Origin of the sequence: Collinsella intestinalis, assembly GCF_902364775.2 — a bacterium.
Taxonomy (GTDB): domain Bacteria; phylum Actinomycetota; class Coriobacteriia; order Coriobacteriales; family Coriobacteriaceae; genus Collinsella.
Map to the genome: position 1 here is coordinate 563,653 of NZ_CABJEU020000001.1, position 23,059 is coordinate 586,711.

Consider the following 23,059-nt stretch of genomic DNA (forward strand, 5'->3'; position numbering starts at 1 on the left):
TGCGGTAAGGAGTGCCCTTATGAATGAGAAAGTACTTGTCATCAAGGAGATCGAGCGACTTATGGCGCCGATTCTTAGCAACGATCAACTGGGAAAACTACATTCCGTACTCGATCATTGTCTGCTCGACGCGGGTGATTTTCCTTTGAGGAACACCCAGTTTTCCACTAACGGTGAGACGATAGACGCGTTTTTGTCTGCAAAGTCTGTCGAGGGCTGCTCCATTAGAACCATTCGGTATTATTCGCAGGCACTCGAACGTTTCTCCAGAACTATTGGCAAATCCTTTATCGAGGTTACGACCGATGATGTGCGTGGGTATTTGACGGCGTGCCAGAAGAGCGGTCGGGTGAGTAATGTCACCGTGGACAATATCCGGCGGATAATATCGAGCTTCTTCTCTTGGCTTGAGATCGAGGACATCGTTTACAAGAGCCCCGTCAGGAGAATCAAAAAGATTCGATCGCTCAAAGCGGTAAAGCCCATCATTACCGATGAGTCGATGGAAGCCTTGAGGGACGGATGCAAAACGGTTAGAGACCTTGCAATCGTTGACCTTTTGACCTCAACGGGAATGCGCGTCGGTGAGCTTGTGAAGCTCAACAGGTGGGATGTCGATCTGACAAATCGAGAGTGTGTGGTTAAGGGCAAGGGCAACAAGGAACGTAAGGTCTATTTCGATGCACGAGCCAAGATTCATCTGAGCGCTTACCTTGAGCAACGAATCGACGAAAACGACGCGCTATTTGTATCGCTCAATTATCCCTATAAGCGACTTGAAATCAGCGGTGTTGAGACGCGGTTGCGTGAGCTTGGGAGGTCGGCGATTGGGGAACGCGTGCATCCGCACAAGTTTCGGCGGACCCTTGCGACGAAAGCGATTGATAAAGGGATGCCGATCGAGCAGGTACAGGTGCTGTTGGGGCACAGCAAAATTGAGACAACACTTTGCTACGCCATGGTCGATCAGCAAAACGTGAAGCGATCGCACCACAAGTACATCGGCTGACGAACCCCCGTTTGACGGCGAGTGGGTGAGGCTTAACCAACTTTGCATGAAAGGGAGATCTGCTCTCAGGCAGAAAGATCTAATTGATGATGGCCCTTATGCCGTGTACGGTGCTTCGGGGATCATCGGGTCGATGTCTACGTTTCAAAATGGCGCTCGATATGTCGCCGTTGTAAAGGATGGCGCTGGTGTTGGGCGTGCCAATTTGTGTTCGGCGCGTACATCGGTTCTGGGCACCATGCAGGCGCTTATCCCCACGGAAATGGTGCTGCCTGAGTACTTGCTCCATCTGATTCGTGCGATGCGCCTCGGCGATGGGTTCAGCGGCTCTACGATTCCGCACATATACTTCAAGGATTATGGGCAGCGTTTGGTCAGATATGTTTCCATGGCCGACCAGGAGCGTATTGTCGGCATGCTGGGGTCCATTGAGGACCAAATCGATATACTGCATCAGCAAAACGAGAGGCTCGACACTCTCGTCAAATCCCGGTTTGTCGAGATGTTTGGCGGTATGAAATACGAGAGTGTGCCCATGGGGCACCTGGTTGCTGAGATCGTTGCTGGAACAAACGTGGGCGGAAAGCAACGGCCTCTCTTGAAGGGCGAGTACGGAGTATTAAAGATAAGTGCTGTGACAAAAGGCGTATTTGACGCTAGCCAATATAAGGTTGTCGAAGATGTCTCATCAATTAAGATGGTTCATCCTCGAAAAGGTGATTTGTTATTCAGCCGTGCAAATACCAGCGAAATGGTCGGTGCAACGGCAATTGTTGATAAAGATTGCGCGTGTTTGTTTCTTCCGGATAAGCTATGGAGGATTGATCCGACAGATGAGGTCAATACGGTGTTTCTTAAGGCGTTGCTATCTTCTTCTCGAATGAGGCGGGAGATATCCAATGCATCTACTGGCTCCAGCGGGTCAATGCAGAACATTTCTATGACGAAGTTCAGGAGTCTTCCTGCTTTTCTGCCCCCGCTCGCTCTCCAGCAAGAATTCGCCGCCTTCGTCGCCGAGGTCGACAAATCGAGGTTTAACTTGCTAAAGACATATGGGTCTATAATTGCGTTGTTTCGCGTGTTATTCCCCTGAACAGCGAGTGAGAACGCCATGAACTTCGGATTCCTAAAGCGTGCCGACGGGTATTACGACCTCTTTGCCGATGCTTGTATCGAGGCCGAGAAGATCTACGCGACTTCTCCCGCGCTCTGCGCGGTCGGTTGTCGCAAGGCGCTCGAGCTGTCTGTTAAATGGGTTTATGCAATCGATAATTCCATTAGCATGCCGTACCGCGACAATCTCTCGTCGCTTTTGCATGAGCAGTCGTTTAGGGAGTGTGTTGATGAGCGTGTTTGGCGCAGGCTCATCGGCATAAACAAACTCGGAAATCTCTCTGTTCACACGGAGCGCCGTGTCGCCGCCGAGGATGCGATCCTGTCGCTGAGGTCCCTCTTTGATTTCGTCGACTGGATCGATTATTGCTACGGCCCGGAATATGAGAATCGTCGCTTCGATGAGGAGAAGATTCCAAAGAAGGGCGTTCAGCTCACCCTTCAGCAGGTTAAGGCCATCAAGGCGCGCGAAGAGTTGATTTCTCAAAAGGACGAAGAGATCAAGCGTCTTGAGGCGCAACTAAAGGCGATGAGTGCCCGGGCCACCGTCGATAAAGCCGCCCACATCGAGACGCGATCGTTCAATCCAGAGGAGATCAGCGAGTACAAGACGCGCAAGCATTACATCGACTGGGATCTTGCCCTCGCCGGCTGGAAGATTGACGAGAACGCGCTCGAAGAGCGCGAGGTCACAGGGATGCCCCGAGAGAAGGATTCCGATTCCGGTACGGGTTATATCGACTATCTGCTCTTGGGAAAGGACAATCGCCCTCTTGCCATTGTCGAGGCAAAGAGGACTATGTACTCCCCGCAGAAGGGCATCCAGCAGGCGCGCCTGTATGCTCGATGCCTGGAAAACAAGTACGGCTATAGGCCTCCGATCTTTCTTACGAATGGATTCGAGACTTTTTTCTTAGACGACGATTCCGCTCCGATGCGAAAGGTGAGCGGCTTCTTCTCTCAAGATGAGCTGCAGAGGATAATCAATCGCCGGAGTGGTACGGTCAAGCCGAGTACGCTGCGGGTGAATGAGACCATTGCCGGCGGTGGCAAACGCTACTACCAGGTAGAGGCCATCGAGCGCGTGTGCGCTAATATCGAATCAGGCCATCGTAAGAGTCTGCTTGTCATGGCCACCGGAACGGGGAAGACCCGTGTTTCGGCTGCCTTGACGGACGTCCTCATGCGTTCCGGGCTCGTTAAGAACGTCTTGTTCCTTGCGGATCGCGTGGCGCTTGTTCGTCAGGCCAAAAGCGGGTACCAGGATTATCTGCCTAATGAAACGCTGTGCAATCTTGTATCCAACAAGGATGATCGCAACGCCCGCATCGTGTTTTCCACATACCCAACCATCCTCAATGCGATTGACAAGGAGCGCAATGAGGATGGCAACCTTATGTTCACTCCCGCGCATTTTGATCTCATTATTGTTGATGAGGCACATCGCTCCATTTTCAAAAAGTATCGAGCGATCTTCGACTACTTTGATTCACTTGTTGTTGGCCTTACTGCTACGCCGGCGAACGAGGTCGATCGCAACACGTACGACTTTTTTGAGGTCGAGCGCGGGGTGCCCACCTACGTGTATGAGTACAACACCGCCACAGAGGTCGATCATGTTCTCGTGCCGTATTTCGGCATCGAGACCCATACGAGTTTCATGGATGACGGCATAACGTACGACGATTTGTCCGAGGAGGATCGCGAGACGCTCGAGGAAGACTTCGAGGAGACGGGGCAAGATGTGCCCGAAAAGATCGAGTCGCGCGAGATCAACCAATGGGTGTTTAACGAGTCTACGGTGGATGGCGTGTTGGAAACCCTCATGGAGAAGGGCATCAAGGTGAACGGCGGTCAAACGCTCGGGAAGACCGTCATCTTTGCGCAGAGCCAAAAACACGCTCGTTTCATCGTTGAGCGCTTTGGAAAGCTATATCCAAATCTCCCGGGGGACTATATAAAGACGGTGCTGCATTCGGATGATTATTCGCACACCGTAATCGATGATTTCGAGGTCAAACCGTTGCCGGTTATCACTGTGTCGGTCGATATGATGGACACTGGCGTTGACGTGCCCGAAATCGTCAACCTCGTCTTTTTCAAGAAAGTGCGCTCGAAGATCAAGTTCTGGCAGATGATTGGCCGCGGAACTCGTCTGTGTGAGGGTCTCGAGGTCGTTGATCCCCTGAATGGCCCTCATGTGGATAAGGAGCGCTTTTTCATTTTTGACTGGTGCAAGAACTTCGAGTTTTTCCGAGAGCATCTGAACGTTTCAGAGGGTAAGATCGCTTTGTCCTTGACAGAGCAGGTTTTTCAGCGCCAAGCTGAACTGGCCATGCTGATGCAGAAGAGCGCATTTGCCGCCGACGACTATCAGAGCCTACGACAAGAGCTCGTGGACACCATGCGAAGCCAAGTTGTGGCGTTGAATGACGAGCTTTTTTCTGTTCGTAGGCATCGCCGCGAGGTGGAGAAGTACCGCCGCGTTGAGTCATTCCGGTTGCTGACTCCAACAGCATTTGCCGAGCTTAAGATGCCGATTTCAATGCTCGTGGTAAATGACGAGGCAGATGTTGACGCCTTGAGATTCGATGCGCTTATGTACGGCTACATGATTGCCGCCTGTCAGGGCGGGAAAACCGCTGGTTATAAGTCGCGGCTGATTTCGATTGCTGCTTGCTTGCAAAAGGTGACAACCATCCCCCAGGTCAAGGACAAGCTGCCCTTGATTGACGAGGTCTTTGACGGGCAGATCCTCGACGATGCGAATCTTCTGGATATGGAGAGTATCCGCAAGGAGCTGCGTGGTCTCATTCGTTTTATCGTGGTTGGCAAGGGCAGACGTGACGTCATTACGCATCTTGATGATCCGGTTACGCAGGTCGTTTATGGCGTCGAGGCTGATATCGGCGAGGACTTTGAGGACTACAAGCTGAAGGTCGAGCGCTACCTCAAGGACTATGCCGACACGTTGGTGATTCATAAGTTGCGCAACAACCAGCCCATGACGGAATTTGAGTTCGAGCAGCTCGAGCGGATTTTCACGCATGATCTTGGCAACGCGGAAGATTATGCCAAGGCTTATGGCGACACGCCGTTTGGTCTTTTGGTTCGCAGGCTGGTTCATCTCGATCACGATGCTGCCATGGCTGCTTTTGCGGACTTCCTGAACGACCAGAGTCTCAATGAGCAGCAGATTTCCTTTGTGAAGCGTGTGGTGAATTACGTGGTAGAGAACGGCTATATGGAGCCAGTTGCCTTAACACAGCCCCCATTTGATCGGCCGCAGTCCTTTATTCGCATGTTTAACTCACAGCAGCAGCTTGATTTGATGGCGGTCATTAAGAAGATCAAGAGCAATGCGGAGCGGCCTGCTGCATAAAGCCGTATTGTTGCAACATCGGAGAAGCCGCCTGAAGGCGGCTTCTTTATGGGTCGGGTTTTCCGTTCCATAGAGAAGGGTGTCCGTGAGGCTTCCTTTGCAGATATGTCGTAGTTGCGCCTCGGCCGGATAGTTTCGCCAATGGCTATTCGCCAGGCGCGTGCTCGGGCGCGTAGGCACGGAACTCTGGGGATAGCTCCATGTCGTACTTCTCGAAATGATATGCGTCCTTGTTGCCCCACACGACGCCGTTTCGCATCGTGGCGACCTCTGGGATGTCCGTGTATTCACCGGTGACCTCGTCCTCGAAGCAGCCGGCGGCGGCGACCTCGTAGCTGCTCGCGTTGAAGAAGCGCATGATGGCGGCCTTCTCCGGGTCCGGCTTGTGGAACACTCCGTACCCGTGCTCGCCCCGATGGGTCGGTCTAATCGGCATCTGCGCCTCATTCTGGATTGAAGGTTATCCGTTTCCCGTCATTATCTCCTTGGGCGGTGCCCTGCTGCCAATGATTGCATATGATGGGGTACGTGATGGAAATGCTCGCTATTTCTTTCACGGTGACGTTCATCGCACTCGGGCTTTGGAGCAAAGCCGTAACTGTAAGGGGGAGCAATGCAGACGGAAGCGCAGCGTCGTGCGACCAGCAATTATCGCAAGAAGGTTAAGCAGCTGACCCTTCGGTTTTATCCGAACAGCGACGCCGATGAAGAGATGTATGAGTGGCTGAAGTCGCAAGACAACACAACGGACTATATCAAGAAGCTCATTTCGGCAGATATGCAGAACCGCGGATAGGCGGCTTGTTGCAATTGCGCCGAACCTCAATTCAGGGACTGTCCCTAAATTGAGGTGATGGTGCTGATACGTCCGGGCGCAATCGAAGGGGAGGGATGGGGCTGAAATGGATGTGAGAAAGCGTTGGAAGCGCATCTTCGTCGCCGCGGTCGCGATGCTTGCGTGCGTGTTGTTCATTGTCGTCGTGGCCCGTATCGCGACGGGGCGCCTTTGCATCACATCCTCGCATCGCCCTGTCGACCGGTACGAGGGAGCCTCCGGGGCGGGCGATGCCGGCCTCTCCGCCGACCCCGCTGCCACGGTTGACGCCGACGCCGATGACATCGCCGACAACGGTGATGTCCTTGCCGCTGCCCTCGCCTACATCCAGACCCGTCCGCACTACAAGAGCGTCTATTACCCTTCGGGCTATCCCGATGACGAGCACGGTGTCTGCACCGATGTGGTTGCCATCGCGTGCCGGGAGGCGGGTTACGACCTTCAGGCGCTCGTCGCGGCCGACGTTGCGCGGCGTCCAGAGGCCTATGCGATCGAGATTCCGGATCCGGCGATCGATTTCCGCCGCACGCCCAATCTCAAGGTCTTTTTCGATGCCCATGCGCAGCGCCTCACGTCCGACGCGGGCAACATTTCTGAATGGCGCGGTGGGGACATAGTGCTGTATGAGGGGCACATTGGGATCGTCTCCGACCGTCGCAATGAGCGCGGCGTTCCGTATCTCATTCATCATTCCGGGCCGCTTCAGTTGCGCTATGAGGAAGACAAGCTGCAAAGCTATGGACACATCGTCGGGCATTATCGCTTGGATCCCACATGCCTCGCGCTGCTGTCATAGGGCGTTGACTCGCATGATTCCGCTACCCAGCTCGGACAGCTCTTCAAAGGTGGTGCCGCAATGAAAATCAAGGGCCTCATATTCTTCGACATCGATGGGGCGCTCGCGCGCGGCGTCATTTCGGCCCGCTATCGCGCGTGCGCGGCTATTGCGTCCCGCAGCCAAGCGGCGCAGCCGGCGACGTTGCCATCGTAATAGGCGGTGAAACGCTCATCTGCGACGTACATCTCCGCGAGACCCCTGTGCGCCTCGGGTGTGTAGAAGTTCCAGGTGAATCCGAGCCACTCTCGGTGGAGGCGATAGATGCGTTCTCCCTCGTCGCCTGTGGGATCGGCATTCGCGCTCACGGCCGCTTCGAGCGATTCGTTGATTGCGCGCCCCAGCTCCTGGAAACGCTCGAACTCGCTCTCGCTCAGGTTGAGCATCTTGCGGTTTGCCTCGTCCGCGGCGGTGTCGCCCCAGCGCTCACGCACCTCGGCGCCGTGCTTGCGCTCGTTTTGCTCCACGAGGTCGCGCTTCATGCCCTCGAACTTCGCCTTATCGTCCATGGGGACTCCCTTCTCAATGTGCTCGATTGTGCGTTCGACGGTGCGGATGAGGATATCGAGTCGCTCTCGTTCGGCCCTGAGCGTTCCAAGGTGGCGCGCGAGCGTTCGCCGGCGCTCCTCTTCCGTTGCACTCAGGGCGCTTGGAATCTCCGCCACGCTCATTCCCATGTGGCGCAAGAGTAGGATCTCCTGCAGGCGGTCGAGATCCGCAGGGGTGTAGCGGCGATATCCGTTGGCTTTTCGCGCAGGTACGAGCAGTCTCGCCTCCTCGTAATACCTGAGCGTTCGGGTCGAGATCCCCACGATGTCGGAGACCTCCCCGATGCCATAAGCTTTGTTCGCGCTCACATGCCCCTCCCGTTCCGTTTCGCTCGTAGGATAAACCTTTACGTGACGTGAAGGTCAAGGGCCGTTTTTGGGAGTTCAGGTAGACAAAACCGCCCGGGCCTTTTGCGAGTGCCCGGGCGGCGAGTATCGGTGCTGGATTACGGACGATGCGCAAACGGGGCGCGTCGCGAACGCCGTTAGCGCGAGATCTTTCCAAAGGTGAGCGCACGGGCGAGCAGCACACCGCCCAGCACCGCGAGCGCGATGCCGGAGAAGACGATCATCAGGTCGACCGATTCGAGTGGGAACATGAACACGGCGATGCCCGCGACAATCGACAGCACGCCGGAGAGAATGGAGAGACCGCGGTTGTGCACCATGCCCGTCTCGACGAGGGTTACCACGCCCTCGATAATCCAGCCGAATCCGATTGCGATGGCTGCGAGCGTTGCGAGGGCCGCAGCGGATGCGGTCTGGTTCTTTAGCATGATGATGCCGCAGAAGAGCAGCAAGAGGCTGGAGAGAATATTGAGCGCGCGCCAGCCCGCGGGCATGAAGGGCGTGCCCACGGCCACGCCGATGCGCACGACGCTTGCTATGATGAAGTACGCTCCGAGGATGACGGCGAGCACCACGAGTGTCTTCACGGGCCAGATGAGCAGGGCGGCGCCGCCGATGAGCCCGACTGCTCCGGTTACGCCGTATAGGAACCTAATCGCCTTGACACCACGGTCGATCATTCCGAACTCGTCAAAGCAGAAGGGGTCGATGTGCCGTTCGCCCTCGTCGTCGATGAATTCTCTCATGGCCACTCCAATCGACAGAAGTTAGATAACGTACATGTGTAATCCTACCCATGCGAAAGGAAAGGGATACCTTGGGGCCCTGCGAGCGCTGTCAGTTCATCGATTGATACAATCGGAACACATTGATGTAAGCAAATGCGACATCCGTAAACGTGATGTCGCATCGAGTGGGGGCTTCGATGAGCGGTGATTTGTATCTGGTCCGACACGGCCAGACCATGTTCAACGAAAAGCGGGTTATCCAGGGTTGGTGCGACGCCCCGCTCACGTCGGAGGGCGAGGAGCAGGCGGAGCGCATCGGGCGGTACTTTGCGTGCGAGGGGATCGCGTTCGACCATGCGTACACCTCAACGTTGACGCGCACCCAGCAGACGATTGAGCGCATCGTGGATATGCCTTACGAGCGCGTGGAAGACCTGCGCGAATGGGGTTTCGGGGCCTTCGAGGGCGAGCGGGTCGACCTTATGCCGCCGTTTCCCTGGGGCGACTTCTACGTTCCGTTTGGTGGGGAGGGGCAGATGGCCGTCCGCACCCGCGTGAGCGACGCCTTGGCCCGGATTATGGAACGACCTGGGCATGAGTGCGTTTTGGTGGTGAGCCATGGGTCGGCGTGCCGTGAGTTTCTGACTAAGTGGGTGCCCGATGGCGGTTTTGGCTGCGGTAAGGTGCCGGGCAACTGCAGTGTTATGCATTTCGCGTTCGACAGGGGCGCGTTCGAGCTGGTCGAGATCCTCGAGCAGGATAAGCTGCGGGATTTACTCGGGGAGTAGGAATTTCACTCCCGGTGCGCTTCGAAGCTTGTTATTGATTGGGCTGTGGTCGGCGTTGCGTTTGCCCAACTGGATTCAGAGTTTAGACGAAATGTATAATTCGCGTCTATTTGCCCTGTATCATGCATAGGATTTTGCATCTGAGACGATGCGCGTCGTGCGTTTTTCGAAGTGTGGTCAAAATACCCTGATTGTGCGCTGAGGGGTTTTGTCGCGAGCGACAAAACCCCAGGATTGCTTAAGCCGAATCTTTACGTGCGAGCGGCTCTGTCCTGCTGGGCTGAAGGCTTGCGGCAAAACCGCAGGATTGGTGAGGGCGGGAAAATATGCAAGGCAAAAACCGGAAGGATTTGAGCGCACAATCAGGGTGTTTTGACCAATTGCTCGGTTTCACATGAAAATGGCCTCCCTTTTGAAGAAGGGAGGCCGTGCGAACCACCGGTTTTGCCCGATGAGCGCTTCGCGAAGCGATTGCTATTTCGCGATGCGATGGATGAACAGGCCGCTGCGCAGCTTAGGCTCGAACCACGTGGATTTGGGCGGCATAACCTCGCCGGCGTCGGCTACGGCGAGCAACTGGTCGATGCTCGTCGCGCGCATCGTGAACGCAACGCCCTCGGCGCCCGCTTTGCGCTCAAGCTCCTCGGTTCCGCGGATGCCGCCGACGAAGGAGATGCGCGGATCGGTGCGGGGGTCCTTGATTCCAAATATAGGAGACAAGATGCAGTTCTGCAGGATTGAGCAATCAAGGGAGTTTGCCGGGTTGGAGGCCCCTCCGTCATCTTGACTCGATTCACCGCTGCGGTGCTCGTCGTCCTCGGTCGATCCCATCTCGGCATTGATGCCGCTGCTGGCATTCTCTGCTGCATAGACCCTCGGGTTGGGGTCGTCCGCCCGCAGCTCGTACCAGGTGCAGTCGGTGTACATCCCGAACACGCCGTGCTCGCGCGGCTCCACCGGCCCCTCTGCCTCCACGATGCCGAATCCTGCGCCGCTCAGCACCTCGAGCAGCTCGTACGCGTCGAGTCCGTTGCGGTCGGAAACCACGCGGTTGTACGGCAGGATGGTGAGCTGGCTGGCGGGGAACAGGACGGAGAGGACGTAGTTGAACGGCTCCTTTCCGGTGTAAGTGCCTGCCGCCCGCGCTTCTTCGCGCATGCGGCGTGCAACCTTCACGGCGCTCGCGGCCCGATGATGCCCATCGGCGATATAGGCGCACGGAATCGTGCCGAGCATGGCACGCAGCGCATTGACGGCATCGTGGCGCACGACCTCCCAGACGGTCTGGCGCACGCCCGACTCATCGGCGAAGTCGTACAGCGGGGTGGAGGTCGTGGCCGCGCCGACGATCATATCGAGTACGGGCTGGTCGCGGTAGGTGAGGAAGATCGGTCCCGTCTGGCAACCGAGCGCCTCGATGTGCTCGATGCGGTCGCGTTCCTTATCTTCGCGCGTAAGCTCGTGGCGCTTGATGACGCCACTTTCGAATTCGTCGACGGCGCACACGCAGACGATGCCGGCCTGAACGTGCCCCTCCCAGGCAAGGCGGTAGATGTAATACGCCAGGTTGCGGTCTTCCACGAAGGTCCCGTCCTTGAGGCGCTCGTGCAGCAGCTCCGCCCCGCGCGCGTATACCTCCGGTGCGTACATGTCTTGATCAGCGGGAAACTGCGTCTCGGGCCGGTCGATGTTCAAGAAGGAGAGCGGCCTGCCCTCGACGTACTCGGCCGCCTCACCGCGGTCAAAGACGTCATAGGGAAGCGCTGCCACCTCGGCGGCGTGCTCGGGGACAGGGCGAATGCAAGGGAAGGGAAGCGCTCTCATGGACGGTCCTCTCGCGCGGGTCGATCACATATGGCGTTATCGTACCCCGCTTGCGCCACTATGGGTGAAAAAAGCGGGGCTCGGGCGCGAACTCGAGCCCCGCTTTCGCGAGTGTCGCCGTGCGGTGCCGAAAAGCCGGTCTCGCCGCGTGCGAATATATGTCGCGTTGTCCCGGACGCAGCTTCGCGAGCACGGCCTGCGTTATTTCTTGTTCTGGCAATCGCCGAAGTGCCCCAGGCGCTCAAACTTCTCAAGGTCGGTTTCCGCCATACCCTGCTTCATGCCCTCGAGACGCTTGGCATGCATGGGATCGTTCTCGTCGTTCCAGATCTTCTCAGCCACGGGCGCCCATGCCGCCGCGCCGGCAACGGTCTTGCGGCGGAGGTCCTCCGGGGTCTCCGGCTCCACCAGGTCGGTTCCGTGTGCGCCGGATTCGGCGACGAGCCTGCCGAGTTCGTAGGGGTTCTCGAGCATGGGGCAGGGCCGCAGGTGATTGTCGTTGAACGGCTGGTTCTCGTAGTACTTCATGAACAGCGGTGATTTGAGGGCCTCGAGCAGCGTGACGTCGTGGATGTTGACGTTGCTGTAGTGGATGAACACGCAGGGCTCGACGTCGCCCGCGGCGTTGATGTGCAGGTAGCGCCGCCCGCCGGCGATGCATCCGCCCACGAACTCGCCATCGTTTTGGAAGTCCATGGTGAACAGTTCCTTCTTGGAGCGCATGTCGCGCACGAAGTGGTACATGCGCTCGCGCTGCTCGGGAGTGGGCATGAGCGAGGCGGGCGAGGAGGCTCCCACGGGCATGTAGTGGAAGTACCAGCAGAACAGAGCGCCCTTCTCGATCATCCAGTCCATGTTCGCCTCGGTGGCCACGGCGTCGGCGTTCTCGCGCGTCCAGCAGCAGGAGATGCCGAACGGCAGGCCGTTTTCGCGAAGCAGGTCCATGGCGCGCTCGATCTTGGCGTACGTGCCCTTGCCGCGGCGGGCGTCGGTCGTTCCCTCGTCGCCCTCGGCGGAGATGGCGGGAACAAAGTTGCCCACGCGGATCATCTCCTGGCAGAACGCCTCGTCGATGAGGGTCGCGTTGGTGAAGCACAGAAATGCGCAATCCTGGTGCTTCTCGCACAGGCGGATGAGGTCATCCTTGCGCACGAGCGGCTCGCCGCCGGTATAGATGTAGATATGGCAGCCGAGCTCCTTGCCTTGGCAGATGATGGAGTCGATGTCCTCGAAGGAAAGGTTGAGCGCATGTCCGTACTCAGCCGCCCAGCAGCCCGTGCAACGCAGGTTGCAGGCGCTCGTGGGGTCGAGCAGGATCGCATACGGGATGTTGCACTGATGCTTCTCGCGCATCTTCTCCTGGTAGGGCCATGCCAGGACGCTGCAGTCCACAATGAGCGTCTTGAGCAGCTTGGTGCGCACTTCGGGGTTGAGGTCGAAGATGCGCATCATGAGCCGGTACCAGTTGTTGCGCTCGCGGATCGCGGTGTCGAAGGCTCGGCGTTGCGAGGGGAGCACATGCTCGGGAACGAATTTGTCCACGAGCGTCATGATGGTGTCGATGTTCTTCTCGGGGTCCTCTTCGAGATAGTCGATGATTTTGTTGAGGGCCGCTCGTTCCGCCGCTTGTGTGAGTGCCATGCTGTTCCTTCTTTCGACGCACTGGAGGCGACGCGGGGCATGCCTACAGTTCGAGTCGCGAAGACGGAGGATCGACTCGCCGCGTCGCCTTGTCGTGAATGGTAACAGCTGTGGTATATTCTACAAATGTGGAATAAATAACTGTGTCTATTCAACGAAGTGCAGGTAGATGTGGGTTTTGCCTCAAAGGATACGAGCTGTGGAGGAGCAAAGGGTATGGATGGGTGCTGTTTGAGGATGGTCGAGAAGCGAGGTGCCTCAAAGGCGTCCGCGCCGTCCGCGTCCCAGTGCGAACGCGTCGACCGTCGCGTGCTCCGCTCGCGTGCGGCTATGGTCGCGGCGTTCGAGGACCTGTTGGCGGAGAAGGCCTATGAGGACATTACGGTCACCGACATCGCGCGTAAGGCCGATGTGGACCGCAAGACCTTTTACAAGCACTTCGGGTCGATCGACGGCCTGCTCGCCTATGTGCTCGATAGCTATATCGCCGATATCGTGGAAAACACGCACGGGTTGCTGGCGTGCACGGGGGAGAGCGGGCAAGGCGGCTTTGCCGTGCGCATCCAGGTGTTTTTCGAGATGGTGAACAGGGCCATCATGGAGAACATCTCGCTCAAGCGGCGCGTGTTCGAGTGCGTTCCCTTCGACCTGATGTTTACCTGCATCAAGCAGTCCATGTATGAGGAGCTTGAGCGTTACTGCATGATCCCGGCGAGCGTGCGCTCCGATCAGCTCGACTATTACCTCTCGTTCGTGTTCGGCGGGATTTTGTCGGCGTACCGGCAATGGATCATGATGGGCGGCGATACCCCCATCGAGAACGTCTCGAGTGCGGCGAGCGCCCTGGTTGCCCGTGGCCTTTCCTCGCTCGAGGGCTTCGAGCCCGCCGAAAGCGGCCGCGCCCCGGGCGCTCCGCGCGCGGTGGATGAGCTCGGTGCGTAGGCGCTCCGAGCTTTATTTGATGACGCGTACGCGATACATGGACGGAATCGTTCTCAGCGCTGCGATGGTGGCCTCGTCGAGGTGCTCGTCGGTATCGAACATCGTGTAGGCATTCTCACCGGCGCTCTCGTTGACCATGCGCTGCACATTGGCGTTGTCCTTTGCGAGGACGGCGGTGATCTGGCCGATCATGTTGGGCACGTTTGCGTGCAGGCATCCGATGCGGCTCGCGGCCCGGGCCTTGCCCATGGAGCAGGTCGGGTAGTTGACCGAATGGGCGATATTGCCGTTCTCGAGATAGTCCTTGAGCTCGGAGATGGCCATGTCCGCGCAGTTCGCCTCGGCCTCCTCGGTGCCTGCGCCTGAGTGCGTGGTGATGAAGGTCCGCGGCATGCGAACCGTCTTGGGCGTGGCAAAATCGCAGGCGAACCAGGAAAGCCTGCCGGCGCGCAGGGCGGCGTCGACCGCGTCCTCGTCGATGATGGATTCACGCGCGAAATTGACGAGGACCGCGCCGGGTGCGAGCAACTCGAGCTGGTCGGTCGAGATCATCCCGACGGTATCTGCCTTTGCGGGTACGTGCAGGGTGAGGTAGTCGCATCCGCGGCAGAGGTCCTCGAGCGTGCCCACACGTTGCACTTCGCGGTTGAGTGACCAGGCGTTCTCGACTGAGATGAACGGGTCGTAGCCAAAGACGTCCATACCGAGCTCCACGCAGGCGTTTGCCACGCGGGACCCCACGTTGCCGAGGCCCACCACGCCCACGCGTTTGCCGCGGATCTCGCGTCCCACGAACGCCTTCTTGGCCTTCTCGGCATCCACGAGGATATTGGGGTCGTCGGCGTTATCGCGCACCCACTGCATGGCTTGGACGATTCCGCGGCTCGACATGATCATCATGGCGATGACGATCTCCTTCACGGCGTTGGCGTTGGCGCCTGGGGAGTTGAACACCACGACGCCCCGTCGCGCGTACTCCTCGATGGGGATGTTGTTCACGCCCGCGCCGCAGCGTCCGATGGCGCGGATGCCCGCCGGGAGTTCGTAGCCGTGCAGGTCGGTGGATCGCATGAGGATGGCGTCCGCGTCCTCGGCACGTTCGACCAGCTCGTACCCTGCTCCGAAGTCGATCTCTCCGTCCTTGGTGATGTCGTCAATCGTCTTGATATAGCGCATGGTGAATTCCTCCGTATCCCGGCGACCGGCGCCCATAACGTCCGGCGCTCAGACAGTCCTGCTCGCACGAAGAGTCCATTGGGCTCTTCGGCTCGTGCGGAAACTTGCGGCGGACCTCATGGGTGCCGGTCTTGCGTTCCGTAGCAGAAATAACAAACGGTACTGACGAAGCAGAATGAATGGGGCGTCGAGCCCCTACATAGATCGGCTGCCTCGGGAGGCTTCGAACTCGCGCATGCAGGCCGTCAGGGCACCGACGGAGTCCATGGTCACGGCATTGTAGATGCTTGCTCGCAAACCGCCCGCCATGCGATGGCCCTTGATGCCCTCGATGCCGCGCTCCCGGGCATAGGCTATGAAGGCCTCGTCCGTCTCGGCGTCGCACGTGCGGAAGGTGACATTGCTCATGGAGCGGCTTTTGGGGTCCGCCGTGCCCTGGAAGAGGTCGCTATCGTCGATGGTGCGGTAGAGCAGGTCGGCCTTTGCTCGGTTGCGCTGCGCCATGGCAACGAGCCCGTCGGTCTGCTCGATCCAGCGGAAGACCTTGCCGCACAGGTAGATGCCAAAGGTGTTGGGCGTGTTGTACATGGAACCCTTTTCGGCCTGGACGCGCAAATCCAGGTAGGTGGGGCATATGTCGGCACGGGCTGGCCCGTTTGCGATGAGGTCCTCGCGCACGATCACCACGGTCACGCCCGCGGGCCCCGCGTTTTTCTGCGCGCCGGCGAACAGCAGACCGTAGCGTTCGATGTCGAGCGGACCGGATAGGAAGCAGCTTGACACGTCGGCGATGAGCGGCGTGTCCGTGCAGTCGGGGAGGGTGTGGAACTGCGTTCCGAAGATAGTGTTGTTCTGGCAGATGTAAACGTAGTCGAGGTCACCCGATGCCGCGCGATTCTCGACCGCGCCGAGCTCGGGGATGCGGTCGAAGTTCGAGGCCTCGCTGCTCGCAAGCACCTCGGCGTCCCCGTATTTGCACCCTTCGCGCCAGGCGAGTTTGGCGAAATTGCCGCTCACCACGTATCCGGCTCGCCTCCGGCGCATGAGGTTCAACGGGATGCCCGCAAACTGCAGGGTCGCACCGCCTTGCAGGAACAGCACACGGTAGGAAGGCGGGATGTCGAGCAGGCGGCGCAAGGTGGCCTCCGCGTCCTCGATGATGGCGCGATACGCCTCGGATCGATGGCTCATCTCCAGCACGGACATGCCGGTCCCGGCGTAGTCGAAAAGCTCGTCCTGTGCTTCGCGCAGGACGCATTGGGGCAGTGCGGCGGGGCCGGCTGAGAAGTTGTGCACGCGTGCCATGGTGGGACCTCTCTCGGATGTCGTGCCATTGCCAAGACTTTAGCATCATAAAGTGCTTGTTGTGTCGGTATTGGTCGAAGCGTTCATTTGTTTACACGACGTGCCTTCGACTGGATGAGCGCGGCCTCGAGTGCGAAGCGCGGTACAATAACCCTAACGTTCAAGTTGACCTTTAAGGGGTACAGATGGCCATCTTCGTCGTCTCGGACATCCATGGGCATGCGCGCGCCTTCGACCGCGCCCTCGAGCTTGCGCAGCCCGGTTCGGACGACACCGTCTTCGTGCTCGGCGATATGGTCGATCGCGGCCCCGACCCGTTGGGCGTGATCGACATGGTCCGCGCGCTCCCGAATGTGCGCGTGCTCATGGGCAACCATGAGGAGATGCTCTACGAGTCTCTCGAGAGCGGTGACGAGCGCGACAAGCTGACCTGGCACATGAACGGCGGCTACACCACCTACGAGCAGCTCGAGCAATTGCCGCGCGATCGCTATGTGGACGTCATGGACTGGCTCGTGAACCTACCGACGTTCGCGGTGGTGGAGGTCGATGACCACAGGCCCTCCGCGGCGCGGGGCGATCGCAGGAGCTATCTGCTTGCCCATGCCGGTGTGGACGCACCGCGCCTTCGGGCCTCCCTGGATGCGCTCGGCGTCTCTCACAGTGAGGCGGCGGGGTATGCCGCGGCGACTCCGGACGAGCTGCTCGCAGCCATGATCGAGCAGGACGTGAACGACCTGCTGTGGATCAGGCGCGAGTTTTGGTCGATGCCGACGGGCCTGGTGGGAACGAGCGGCCTGGGGCCGGTGGTGGTTGCGGGGCACACCCCATCGATCTCGATGCCGCGTTTCGCCTCGCTCATGTGCGGGTCGGGGGTCGACGAAGACCTGCGCGGTGTGATGGTCGAGGTCGGCTGCTCGCGCGACACCGGCGGCGTCGCGGATCGCGTCTGCATCGATTGCTCCGCCGCAGCGGGCCATCCCAGCGGCCGCGTGGGCATCATGCGTCTCGAAGATCGCCGCGTATGGCTCGCCGACATCGAGGAGGGCGAGTAGGCCGCGCTGGGGCCGTCATGCACCGGAGCGCTCCTATGCATGGAACGGGGAGCGGTTTTTCTCGGATAGGTCCTGCCTGATGCGGTGGTACTCGATCGACAACAGCACGAGAAGCAGGACCATAGAGGCGAGGTATCCCGCCACGGCGCCGGTAAGGCCCATGAGCCAGATGAGTGCGGTGGGGACCACCAGGGAGAACGCGAAGGTAATCGCGTAGGGCTTGGTAGCGGAGCTCTGCCGGCGCAGCACCGTGACGATGGCGTAGAGGAAATCGATCGCCGCGCTCACGCCGCCCGCGACGATCATCAGGTAGGCGATCCCGCGATACGCCTCAAAATCCACACCGTACATGAAGCTCATGATCGGTATCCCCAGCCAGCCCATGAACACGAGCGTGCCAGCGGTCATGAGCGCGATGACGGCGATCATCGCCAGGACAATCAGATCGAATTTGCGGCGCCTGCGAGGGTTCGACCAGATGTTGGCGAGTCTCAGCAGTTGCGGCTTGTACAGGAACCCGGCGGCGAGCAGGATGCCTTGGGCGGGGAAGAACAGCGCGTTGAAGTACAGCTGGCTGTCGTAGGGGAGCATGCCCTCCATGGCGAACTTGGGCACGCTCTCGATGAGGTTGAACATGAAGAGGGCCGAGAAGAGCGGGAGGCAGTGACGGAACAGCCCACCGATCTCCAGTGTGCTCATGCGCCTTGAGGCTTCGGTTTCCAGCAAGGCGAGCGGAATCGTGACCAGGATGAGGGTGGCGACGGACGCAAGGCCCGCGCCCGCGCCCGCCAGGGCGATGCTGCGCGTGATGAATAACAGTACGCTGAAGGCGATGATGACCGCGATCGACCTGAGCGCCTGACTGATACCGGCGAGGTAGAGTTTGTCCGCCTGTTGCAACCGCCCTTCGTACACATCGGCGAGCCCGTCGACGATCTTGTAAATGTAGATGCCGATGGAGAGCATGAGCATGGTGGCATCGTATCCGCGAACGGTGCAGTACAGCAGGCCCGCCGCAAGCGCCAGCAGGGAGGTGAGCCAGCGTTGCGCCTGGTATGAGGCGAACGAGTACTTCTCGTCGATATCGGATACCTGATAGGTGCGCACGCCGAAGTTCGAGAGAAACATCAAGAGGGTTCCCGCGGCGAACGCCATGGAGAACATGCCCGCCTGTTCGATACCCGCAAGCTGGGTTGCCACGACGGTTAGCACCGGGAAGACCATGCCCCATGCGCCGGTGCCCACGGTGTTCCACAGGTAATCGCGTGCGGTCTCTCCGCTGCCGTACTCGGCTTCCTGCGCGGCAAGGCCGCCGTCGTAAACGGCGGCGATCAGTCGTGTCCACCATGCGTCGACCAGCCGCGCGATCGGGCCGGGCTCGTGTTTGGAGGGGCTGTCGGCGGCTTTTCCCGCCTGCGCAGCCGTGCCCGCGTGCGGGTTCCCGAATAACGTCACGCTGCGCTTGCGTTCTTGCCACTCATGGAGCGAGCGGACTTTGTCTCGCAGGCTGTCGAGGGGATGCAGGGGCACGGTTCCTCCAATCGGTCGTCTCGGCGCGGGGTGGGCCTTCGCGGCGGGGCTGGGTTGCAAGCAGGATGCGGAGGACGGAAATGTCAATGCCGAGCCTGCCGAGTGGTACGATGTTTCAGCGTGAACGGCGACAGGGGAAGTCGCCGTGAGCGTCGCGCGGCATTACCGCCGCCCGTGAGATCGGACATAGCACATCGGACATCGTTAGGAGTCGCCGTGTCAATCGCTGCCCTCGCTGTTCCATTCGTATTGGCATTGTTACCCATTATCTGGTTGGTCGTTGCGCTCATCGCGCTGCACCTTCCTGCGTGGAAGGCCGCCATCGGGTCCTTCGTCATCGCTTGCGGATTGGCGCTCACTTGGTGGGGCATGCCCGCCATCGAGGTCGCTACCGCGAGCTTCGAGGGTTTCGTCATGGCGCTGTGGCCCATCGTCCTCGTCATCATCGCCGCGGTGTTCACATACAACTTGTGCGTGCGCACGGGGGCCATGGATGTGATCGGTTCCATGATCACCTCGCTTTCTCGTGACCGCCGCGTGCTCGCGCTGCTTGTGGCCTGGTGCTTCGGTGGCTTCATGGAGGGCATGAGCGGCTTTGGCACCGCGGTCGCCATTCCCGCCGGCATGCTCGCCGCCCTCGGCTTCCCGCCGCTGCAGGCCGTTCTCGTCTGCCTGGTCGCCAACGGTGTCCCGACTTGCTTCGGCTCCGTCGGCGTTCCCACGGTGTCCCTTGCGGGCCTCACGGGTCTCGATCCCATTCAGCTCGCGTTCACCGAGATGCTGCAGGTCGCTCCCTTCTTCGTCATCGTGCCTTTCATCATCGTCATGATCGCGGCGGAGCCTGCGGACGATGCCTCGGCAAGGCTCAGCCTGGCCGCCCGTCTGCGCGGCGCGGGTATGATCGCGCTTGCTTCGGGCGTCGCGTATGCGCTGCCGTCGCTGGCGGTCGCCGCCTTTGTCGGCCCCGAGCTCACGGTCGTGGTCGGTTCGCTGTGCTCCCTGCTCGTCACCGCCATGCTCGCCCGCCGTCAAAAGGCGGTCGCGCCCGAGTTCGAGATGCACGTGGATGCCGCTGAGCGCGTCACGCCCCGCCGCGCCCTGCGTGCCTGGTCCTGCTTCATCTTGATCTTCGTGCTGCTGCTGTTGACGTCCAAGCTCGTGCCCGCGGTCAACGCCTGGCTCGCTCAGTTCTCGAGCGCCGTCACGATCTTTAGCGGCGCCGACCCCTCAACTGTCACGTTCATGTGGGTGAACACACCCGGCGTGTGGATCTTCATCGCCGCGTTCGTGGGCGGGCTCATCCAGGGCGCGACGCCGCGCGTGATGGGCGAGGTGCTTGTGGCCACGGTCAAGCAGATGATGCCCACCGTCATCACGATGCTCGCCGTCCTCGGATGCGCCAAGGTCATGGGCTACGCCGGGATGATCGGCGCGGTCTCCTCCTTCTGCATCGCCGTCACCGGCTCCCTGTTCCCGCTCATGGCCCCGGTCATCGGCGCGGTCGGCGCGTTCGTCACGGGCTCCGGTACGAGCTCGGGGCTGCTGTTCGGATCGGTGCAGTTGCAGGCCGCCGAGGCCCTGGGTATGGACCCGTATTGGATCGTGGCTTTGAACTCCCTCGGTGTCGGCGCGGGCAAGATGATCTCGCCCCAGACGCTCGCCATCGGAATGGCCGCTGTCCAGGTCACCGGGGCCGAGGGCAAGCTGCTTTCCCGCGCGCTGCCCATCGCGGTCGTGTTCATGGTGCTGATGGCCGCACTCGGTCTGTGCGGTGCCGTGCTCTAGCGCCAGCCTCGCCGCCGAGAGGCGCCTGCGGGATTTCCCCTTCGCGCGTGGTTCCGCTGCGCTCCACAAAAACGCGCTGCGGGGAAACCCTCCGACGCCTCTCGGCTGCGTTGCCGCAGCTCAGGCCGTGGGGCATATTCCCGCAGACCGTTTTTTGTGGAGCGCAGCGGAACCACGCGCGAAGGGATTATGCCCCACGGCCTGAGCGGTGGGGATGGATGTATGAAGAAGGAGCCCCGTGCAGGTGGATGCACGGGGCTCCTTTGCGTTGCTTTGGCGCGGGCGGGGCGTTAGGCGCGCGGGCCGGCGTTTTTCACGTTCTCGGGCAGATGGGCGTACTTCTTCTCGAAGTTCTCCTGGAACATGCCGGCGAGCTTCTTGGCCGTGGCGTCGTACTCCTCCTTGCTGGACCAGCACTTCCACGGGACCATGACCTCATCGGGAACACCGGGGCAGCTGGTGGGGATGTCCAGGTTGAAAACGTCGTCGTGAATGAACTCGGCCTGCTCGAGCGTGCCGTCGAGCGCCGCGTTGACGTTGATGCGGTTGTAGTCGAGCGGGATGCGGTGGCCAACGCCGTAGGAGCCCTCGACCCAACCGGTGTTCACCAGGTAGACGCGGGTCTTGCCGGAGGCGATGCGCTCACCGAGCATGTCGGCGTAGACCATGGGGTCGAGCGGCATGAACGGCTCGCCGAACAGGGCCGAGAAGGTGGGGACGGGCTCCTTGATGCCCAGCTCGGTGCCGGCGACCTTGGAGGTGAATCCACTCACGAAGTGGTACATGGCGGCGTCTGCGGACAGGTGGGAGATGGGGGGCAGCACGCCGAAGGCGTCGCAGGTGAGGAAGATGACCGCGGTGGGCTCGCCGCCCGCGCCCTCGAGGCAGCTGTTGGGGATGTGCTCGACGGGGTAGCCGACGCGCGTGTTCTGCGTGAGGGAGACGTCGTCGTAATCGGGCTCGCGATGCTCGTTCAGGATCACGTTCTCGCACAGGGCGCCGAACTTCACGGCACGGAAGATCTCGGGCTCGCGCTCCTCGGTGAGGCCGTCGCACTTGGCGTAGCAGCCGCCCTCGAGGTTGAAGATGCCCTCGCCCATGGCCCAGCCGTGCTCGTCGTCACCGATGAGGAGGCGCTTGGGGTCGGCGGAGAGGGTGGTCTTGCCGGTGCCGGACAGGCCGAAGAACACGGCGGTGTCGCGGGACTCGGGGTCCATGGAGGCCGAGCAGTGCATGGGCAGCACCTTGTCCTCGACGGGGAGCAGGTAGTTCATGACGGAGAAGACGGACTTCTTGATCTCGCCGGAGTATTCGGTGCCGGCCACGACCACGACGCGCTCGGCGAAGTTCACGAGTACGGCGGCCTCGGAGTTCAGGCCCTCGATCGTGGGATCGCACTTGTAGCCGGGGGCGGCGAGGATGGTGAAATCGGGTTCGCCGTAGGCGGCGCGCTCCTCATCGGTGGGGCGGACGAGGAGCTGTGTGATGAACAGGGCCTGGCTGGCGCGCTCGCAGGCGACCATGAACTTGCGGGCGTGGGCGCGGTCGGCGCCGGCGAGCCCGCGCACGACGTAGAGGTCGCGCTCGCCGAGGTATGCCGCAACGCCGTCGCGGACCTTCTCGTAGCTTTCCTGGGAGATCGGAACGTTCACGTTGCCCCAGGCGATGGTGTCGTGCACGTCGGGGGTGTCCACCACGAAGCGGTCCTTGGGGCTGCGGCCGGTGTATTTGCCGGTTTCGACCACGAGGGAGCCGTTTGACGCGAGCTTGCCCTCATGATGGGCGAGCGCCTCCTCGACGAGCTCGGCGGGGACCATGTCGAGGTGGATGGAGTCTGCGCCGGCATGGACGCCGTAGCCCTCCAGAACCTTGGTGACGGAATCAGTAGCCATTGTGATCCTCCTCAGGATGGGGTTCGGTATCGATTTCTCGGTGCACTTGAGCGCTGCGGAGGGCTGCCGTGCCGCCCTGGAAGTCCGCGTGCATGTCAAAGTGCGTCGCGAAAAACGTTTTACCATTGCATCGAGGTATTAGTACCGCATCCGCGAGGGGGTCCATGCGTGGTATTCGGCAAGGGCCACGCGTCATTCGGCGGGCGGTAGGTTTTCGACCGTCTGTGCGCCCTGGGTGCGGCCTGCGGCCCGTTCGGCGAAAACCGGGAATCGCGGTGCGGCGAAAGGGGTACGGTGGACGGACATGGGAATGTACAGGCGTG

18 protein-coding genes are annotated in these 23,059 nt (G+C 60.1%); 9 read left to right on the forward strand and 9 right to left on the reverse strand.

Translation table 11 applies throughout. The features are described from left to right. The first annotated feature begins 19 nt into the window (after nucleotides 1-19). The 3 genes from xerA to FY258_RS02410 are packed head-to-tail and all read left to right on the forward strand — an operon-like array spanning nucleotide 20 to nucleotide 5,504. Nucleotides 20-1,009, forward strand: a complete 990-nt coding sequence (gene xerA / locus FY258_RS02400) for a site-specific tyrosine recombinase/integron integrase (RefSeq protein WP_118102802.1) — start codon at nucleotides 20-22, stop codon at nucleotides 1,007-1,009. 46 nt (nucleotides 1,010-1,055) lie between these two features. Next, nucleotides 1,056-2,102, forward strand: coding sequence for a restriction endonuclease subunit S (locus tag FY258_RS02405; RefSeq protein WP_118102804.1), 1,047 nt, complete (start codon nucleotides 1,056-1,058; stop codon nucleotides 2,100-2,102). Nucleotides 2,103-2,120: 18 nt separating this feature from the next. Beyond that, complete coding sequence (locus tag FY258_RS02410; protein ID WP_118102806.1) at nucleotides 2,121-5,504, forward strand: DEAD/DEAH box helicase family protein; 3,384 nt, start codon at nucleotides 2,121-2,123, stop codon at nucleotides 5,502-5,504. Between the two features lie 145 nt (nucleotides 5,505-5,649). Here the strand turns inward: FY258_RS02410 and FY258_RS02415 are convergent, their stop codons facing one another. Beyond that, the gene (locus FY258_RS02415) at nucleotides 5,650-5,940 is read right to left on the reverse strand and encodes a hypothetical protein (protein ID WP_118102808.1); all 291 of its coding nucleotides are present in this window, start codon (nucleotides 5,938-5,940) and stop codon (nucleotides 5,650-5,652) included. Between the two features lie 177 nt (nucleotides 5,941-6,117). Here FY258_RS02415 and FY258_RS02420 point away from each other — a divergent pair, with 177 nt between their 5' ends. Further along, the gene (locus FY258_RS02420; RefSeq protein ID WP_118102810.1) at nucleotides 6,118-6,300 is read left to right on the forward strand and encodes a hypothetical protein; all 183 of its coding nucleotides are present in this window, start codon (nucleotides 6,118-6,120) and stop codon (nucleotides 6,298-6,300) included. A 106-nt stretch (nucleotides 6,301-6,406) separates the two neighbouring features. Further along, nucleotides 6,407-7,135: a DUF1287 domain-containing protein gene (locus FY258_RS02425; protein WP_118102812.1), complete on the forward strand. Its 729-nt coding sequence runs from the start codon at nucleotides 6,407-6,409 to the stop codon at nucleotides 7,133-7,135. A gap of 128 nt (nucleotides 7,136-7,263) precedes the next feature. On the opposite strand, the gene FY258_RS02430 is transcribed toward FY258_RS02425, so the two are convergent. After that, nucleotides 7,264-8,031, reverse strand: coding sequence for a MerR family transcriptional regulator (locus tag FY258_RS02430; protein WP_118102814.1), 768 nt, complete (start codon nucleotides 8,029-8,031; stop codon nucleotides 7,264-7,266). Nucleotides 8,032-8,207: 176 nt separating this feature from the next. After that, on the reverse strand, nucleotides 8,208-8,816 hold the full coding sequence (locus FY258_RS02435) for an HdeD family acid-resistance protein (protein WP_118102816.1): 609 nt from the start codon (nucleotides 8,814-8,816) through the stop codon (nucleotides 8,208-8,210). 179 nt (nucleotides 8,817-8,995) lie between these two features. Here FY258_RS02435 and FY258_RS02440 point away from each other — a divergent pair, with 179 nt between their 5' ends. After that, nucleotides 8,996-9,586 (forward strand): histidine phosphatase family protein, encoded by a 591-nt coding sequence (locus FY258_RS02440; RefSeq protein WP_182279379.1) that lies wholly within the window; start codon nucleotides 8,996-8,998, stop codon nucleotides 9,584-9,586. Between the two features lie 474 nt (nucleotides 9,587-10,060). Here the strand turns inward: FY258_RS02440 and FY258_RS02445 are convergent, their stop codons facing one another. Both FY258_RS02445 and FY258_RS02450 read right to left on the reverse strand, forming a co-directional pair. Continuing rightward, nucleotides 10,061-11,410 carry a DUF1015 domain-containing protein gene (locus FY258_RS02445; RefSeq protein ID WP_118102820.1) on the reverse strand — a complete coding sequence of 450 codons (1,350 nt, stop codon included), beginning with the start codon at nucleotides 11,408-11,410 and terminating at the stop codon, nucleotides 10,061-10,063. A 201-nt stretch (nucleotides 11,411-11,611) separates the two neighbouring features. Continuing rightward, a complete protein-coding gene (locus FY258_RS02450; protein ID WP_118102822.1) occupies nucleotides 11,612-13,051 on the reverse strand; it encodes a radical SAM protein in 1,440 nt (479 codons plus the stop codon). A 237-nt stretch (nucleotides 13,052-13,288) separates the two neighbouring features. On the opposite strand from FY258_RS02450, the gene FY258_RS02455 reads away from it, so the two are divergent. Then, nucleotides 13,289-13,993, forward strand: a complete 705-nt coding sequence (locus FY258_RS02455) for a TetR/AcrR family transcriptional regulator (RefSeq protein WP_259324407.1) — start codon at nucleotides 13,289-13,291, stop codon at nucleotides 13,991-13,993. A gap of 12 nt (nucleotides 13,994-14,005) precedes the next feature. Here FY258_RS02455 and FY258_RS02460 read toward each other — a convergent pair whose 3' ends face one another. Next, nucleotides 14,006-15,169, reverse strand: coding sequence for a phosphoglycerate dehydrogenase (locus tag FY258_RS02460; protein ID WP_118102826.1), 1,164 nt, complete (start codon nucleotides 15,167-15,169; stop codon nucleotides 14,006-14,008). 195 nt (nucleotides 15,170-15,364) lie between these two features. Further along, complete coding sequence (gene serC, locus FY258_RS02465; RefSeq protein WP_118102828.1) at nucleotides 15,365-16,474, reverse strand: 3-phosphoserine/phosphohydroxythreonine transaminase; 1,110 nt, start codon at nucleotides 16,472-16,474, stop codon at nucleotides 15,365-15,367. 185 nt (nucleotides 16,475-16,659) lie between these two features. Here serC and FY258_RS02470 point away from each other — a divergent pair, with 185 nt between their 5' ends. Further along, nucleotides 16,660-17,529, forward strand: coding sequence for a metallophosphoesterase family protein (locus tag FY258_RS02470; protein ID WP_118102830.1), 870 nt, complete (start codon nucleotides 16,660-16,662; stop codon nucleotides 17,527-17,529). A 33-nt stretch (nucleotides 17,530-17,562) separates the two neighbouring features. Here the strand turns inward: FY258_RS02470 and FY258_RS02475 are convergent, their stop codons facing one another. Continuing rightward, the gene (locus tag FY258_RS02475; RefSeq protein ID WP_310592048.1) at nucleotides 17,563-18,984 is read right to left on the reverse strand and encodes a lipopolysaccharide biosynthesis protein; all 1,422 of its coding nucleotides are present in this window, start codon (nucleotides 18,982-18,984) and stop codon (nucleotides 17,563-17,565) included. 291 nt (nucleotides 18,985-19,275) lie between these two features. On the opposite strand from FY258_RS02475, the gene FY258_RS02480 reads away from it, so the two are divergent. Next, entirely contained in the window at nucleotides 19,276-20,844 is a 1,569-nt protein-coding gene (locus tag FY258_RS02480) for an L-lactate permease (RefSeq protein ID WP_182279380.1), read from the forward strand. Nucleotides 20,845-21,134: 290 nt separating this feature from the next. On the opposite strand, the gene pckA is transcribed toward FY258_RS02480, so the two are convergent. Beyond that, on the reverse strand, nucleotides 21,135-22,736 hold the full coding sequence (gene pckA, locus FY258_RS02485; RefSeq protein ID WP_182279381.1) for a phosphoenolpyruvate carboxykinase (ATP): 1,602 nt from the start codon (nucleotides 22,734-22,736) through the stop codon (nucleotides 21,135-21,137). Nucleotides 22,737-23,059 lie beyond the last annotated feature (323 nt).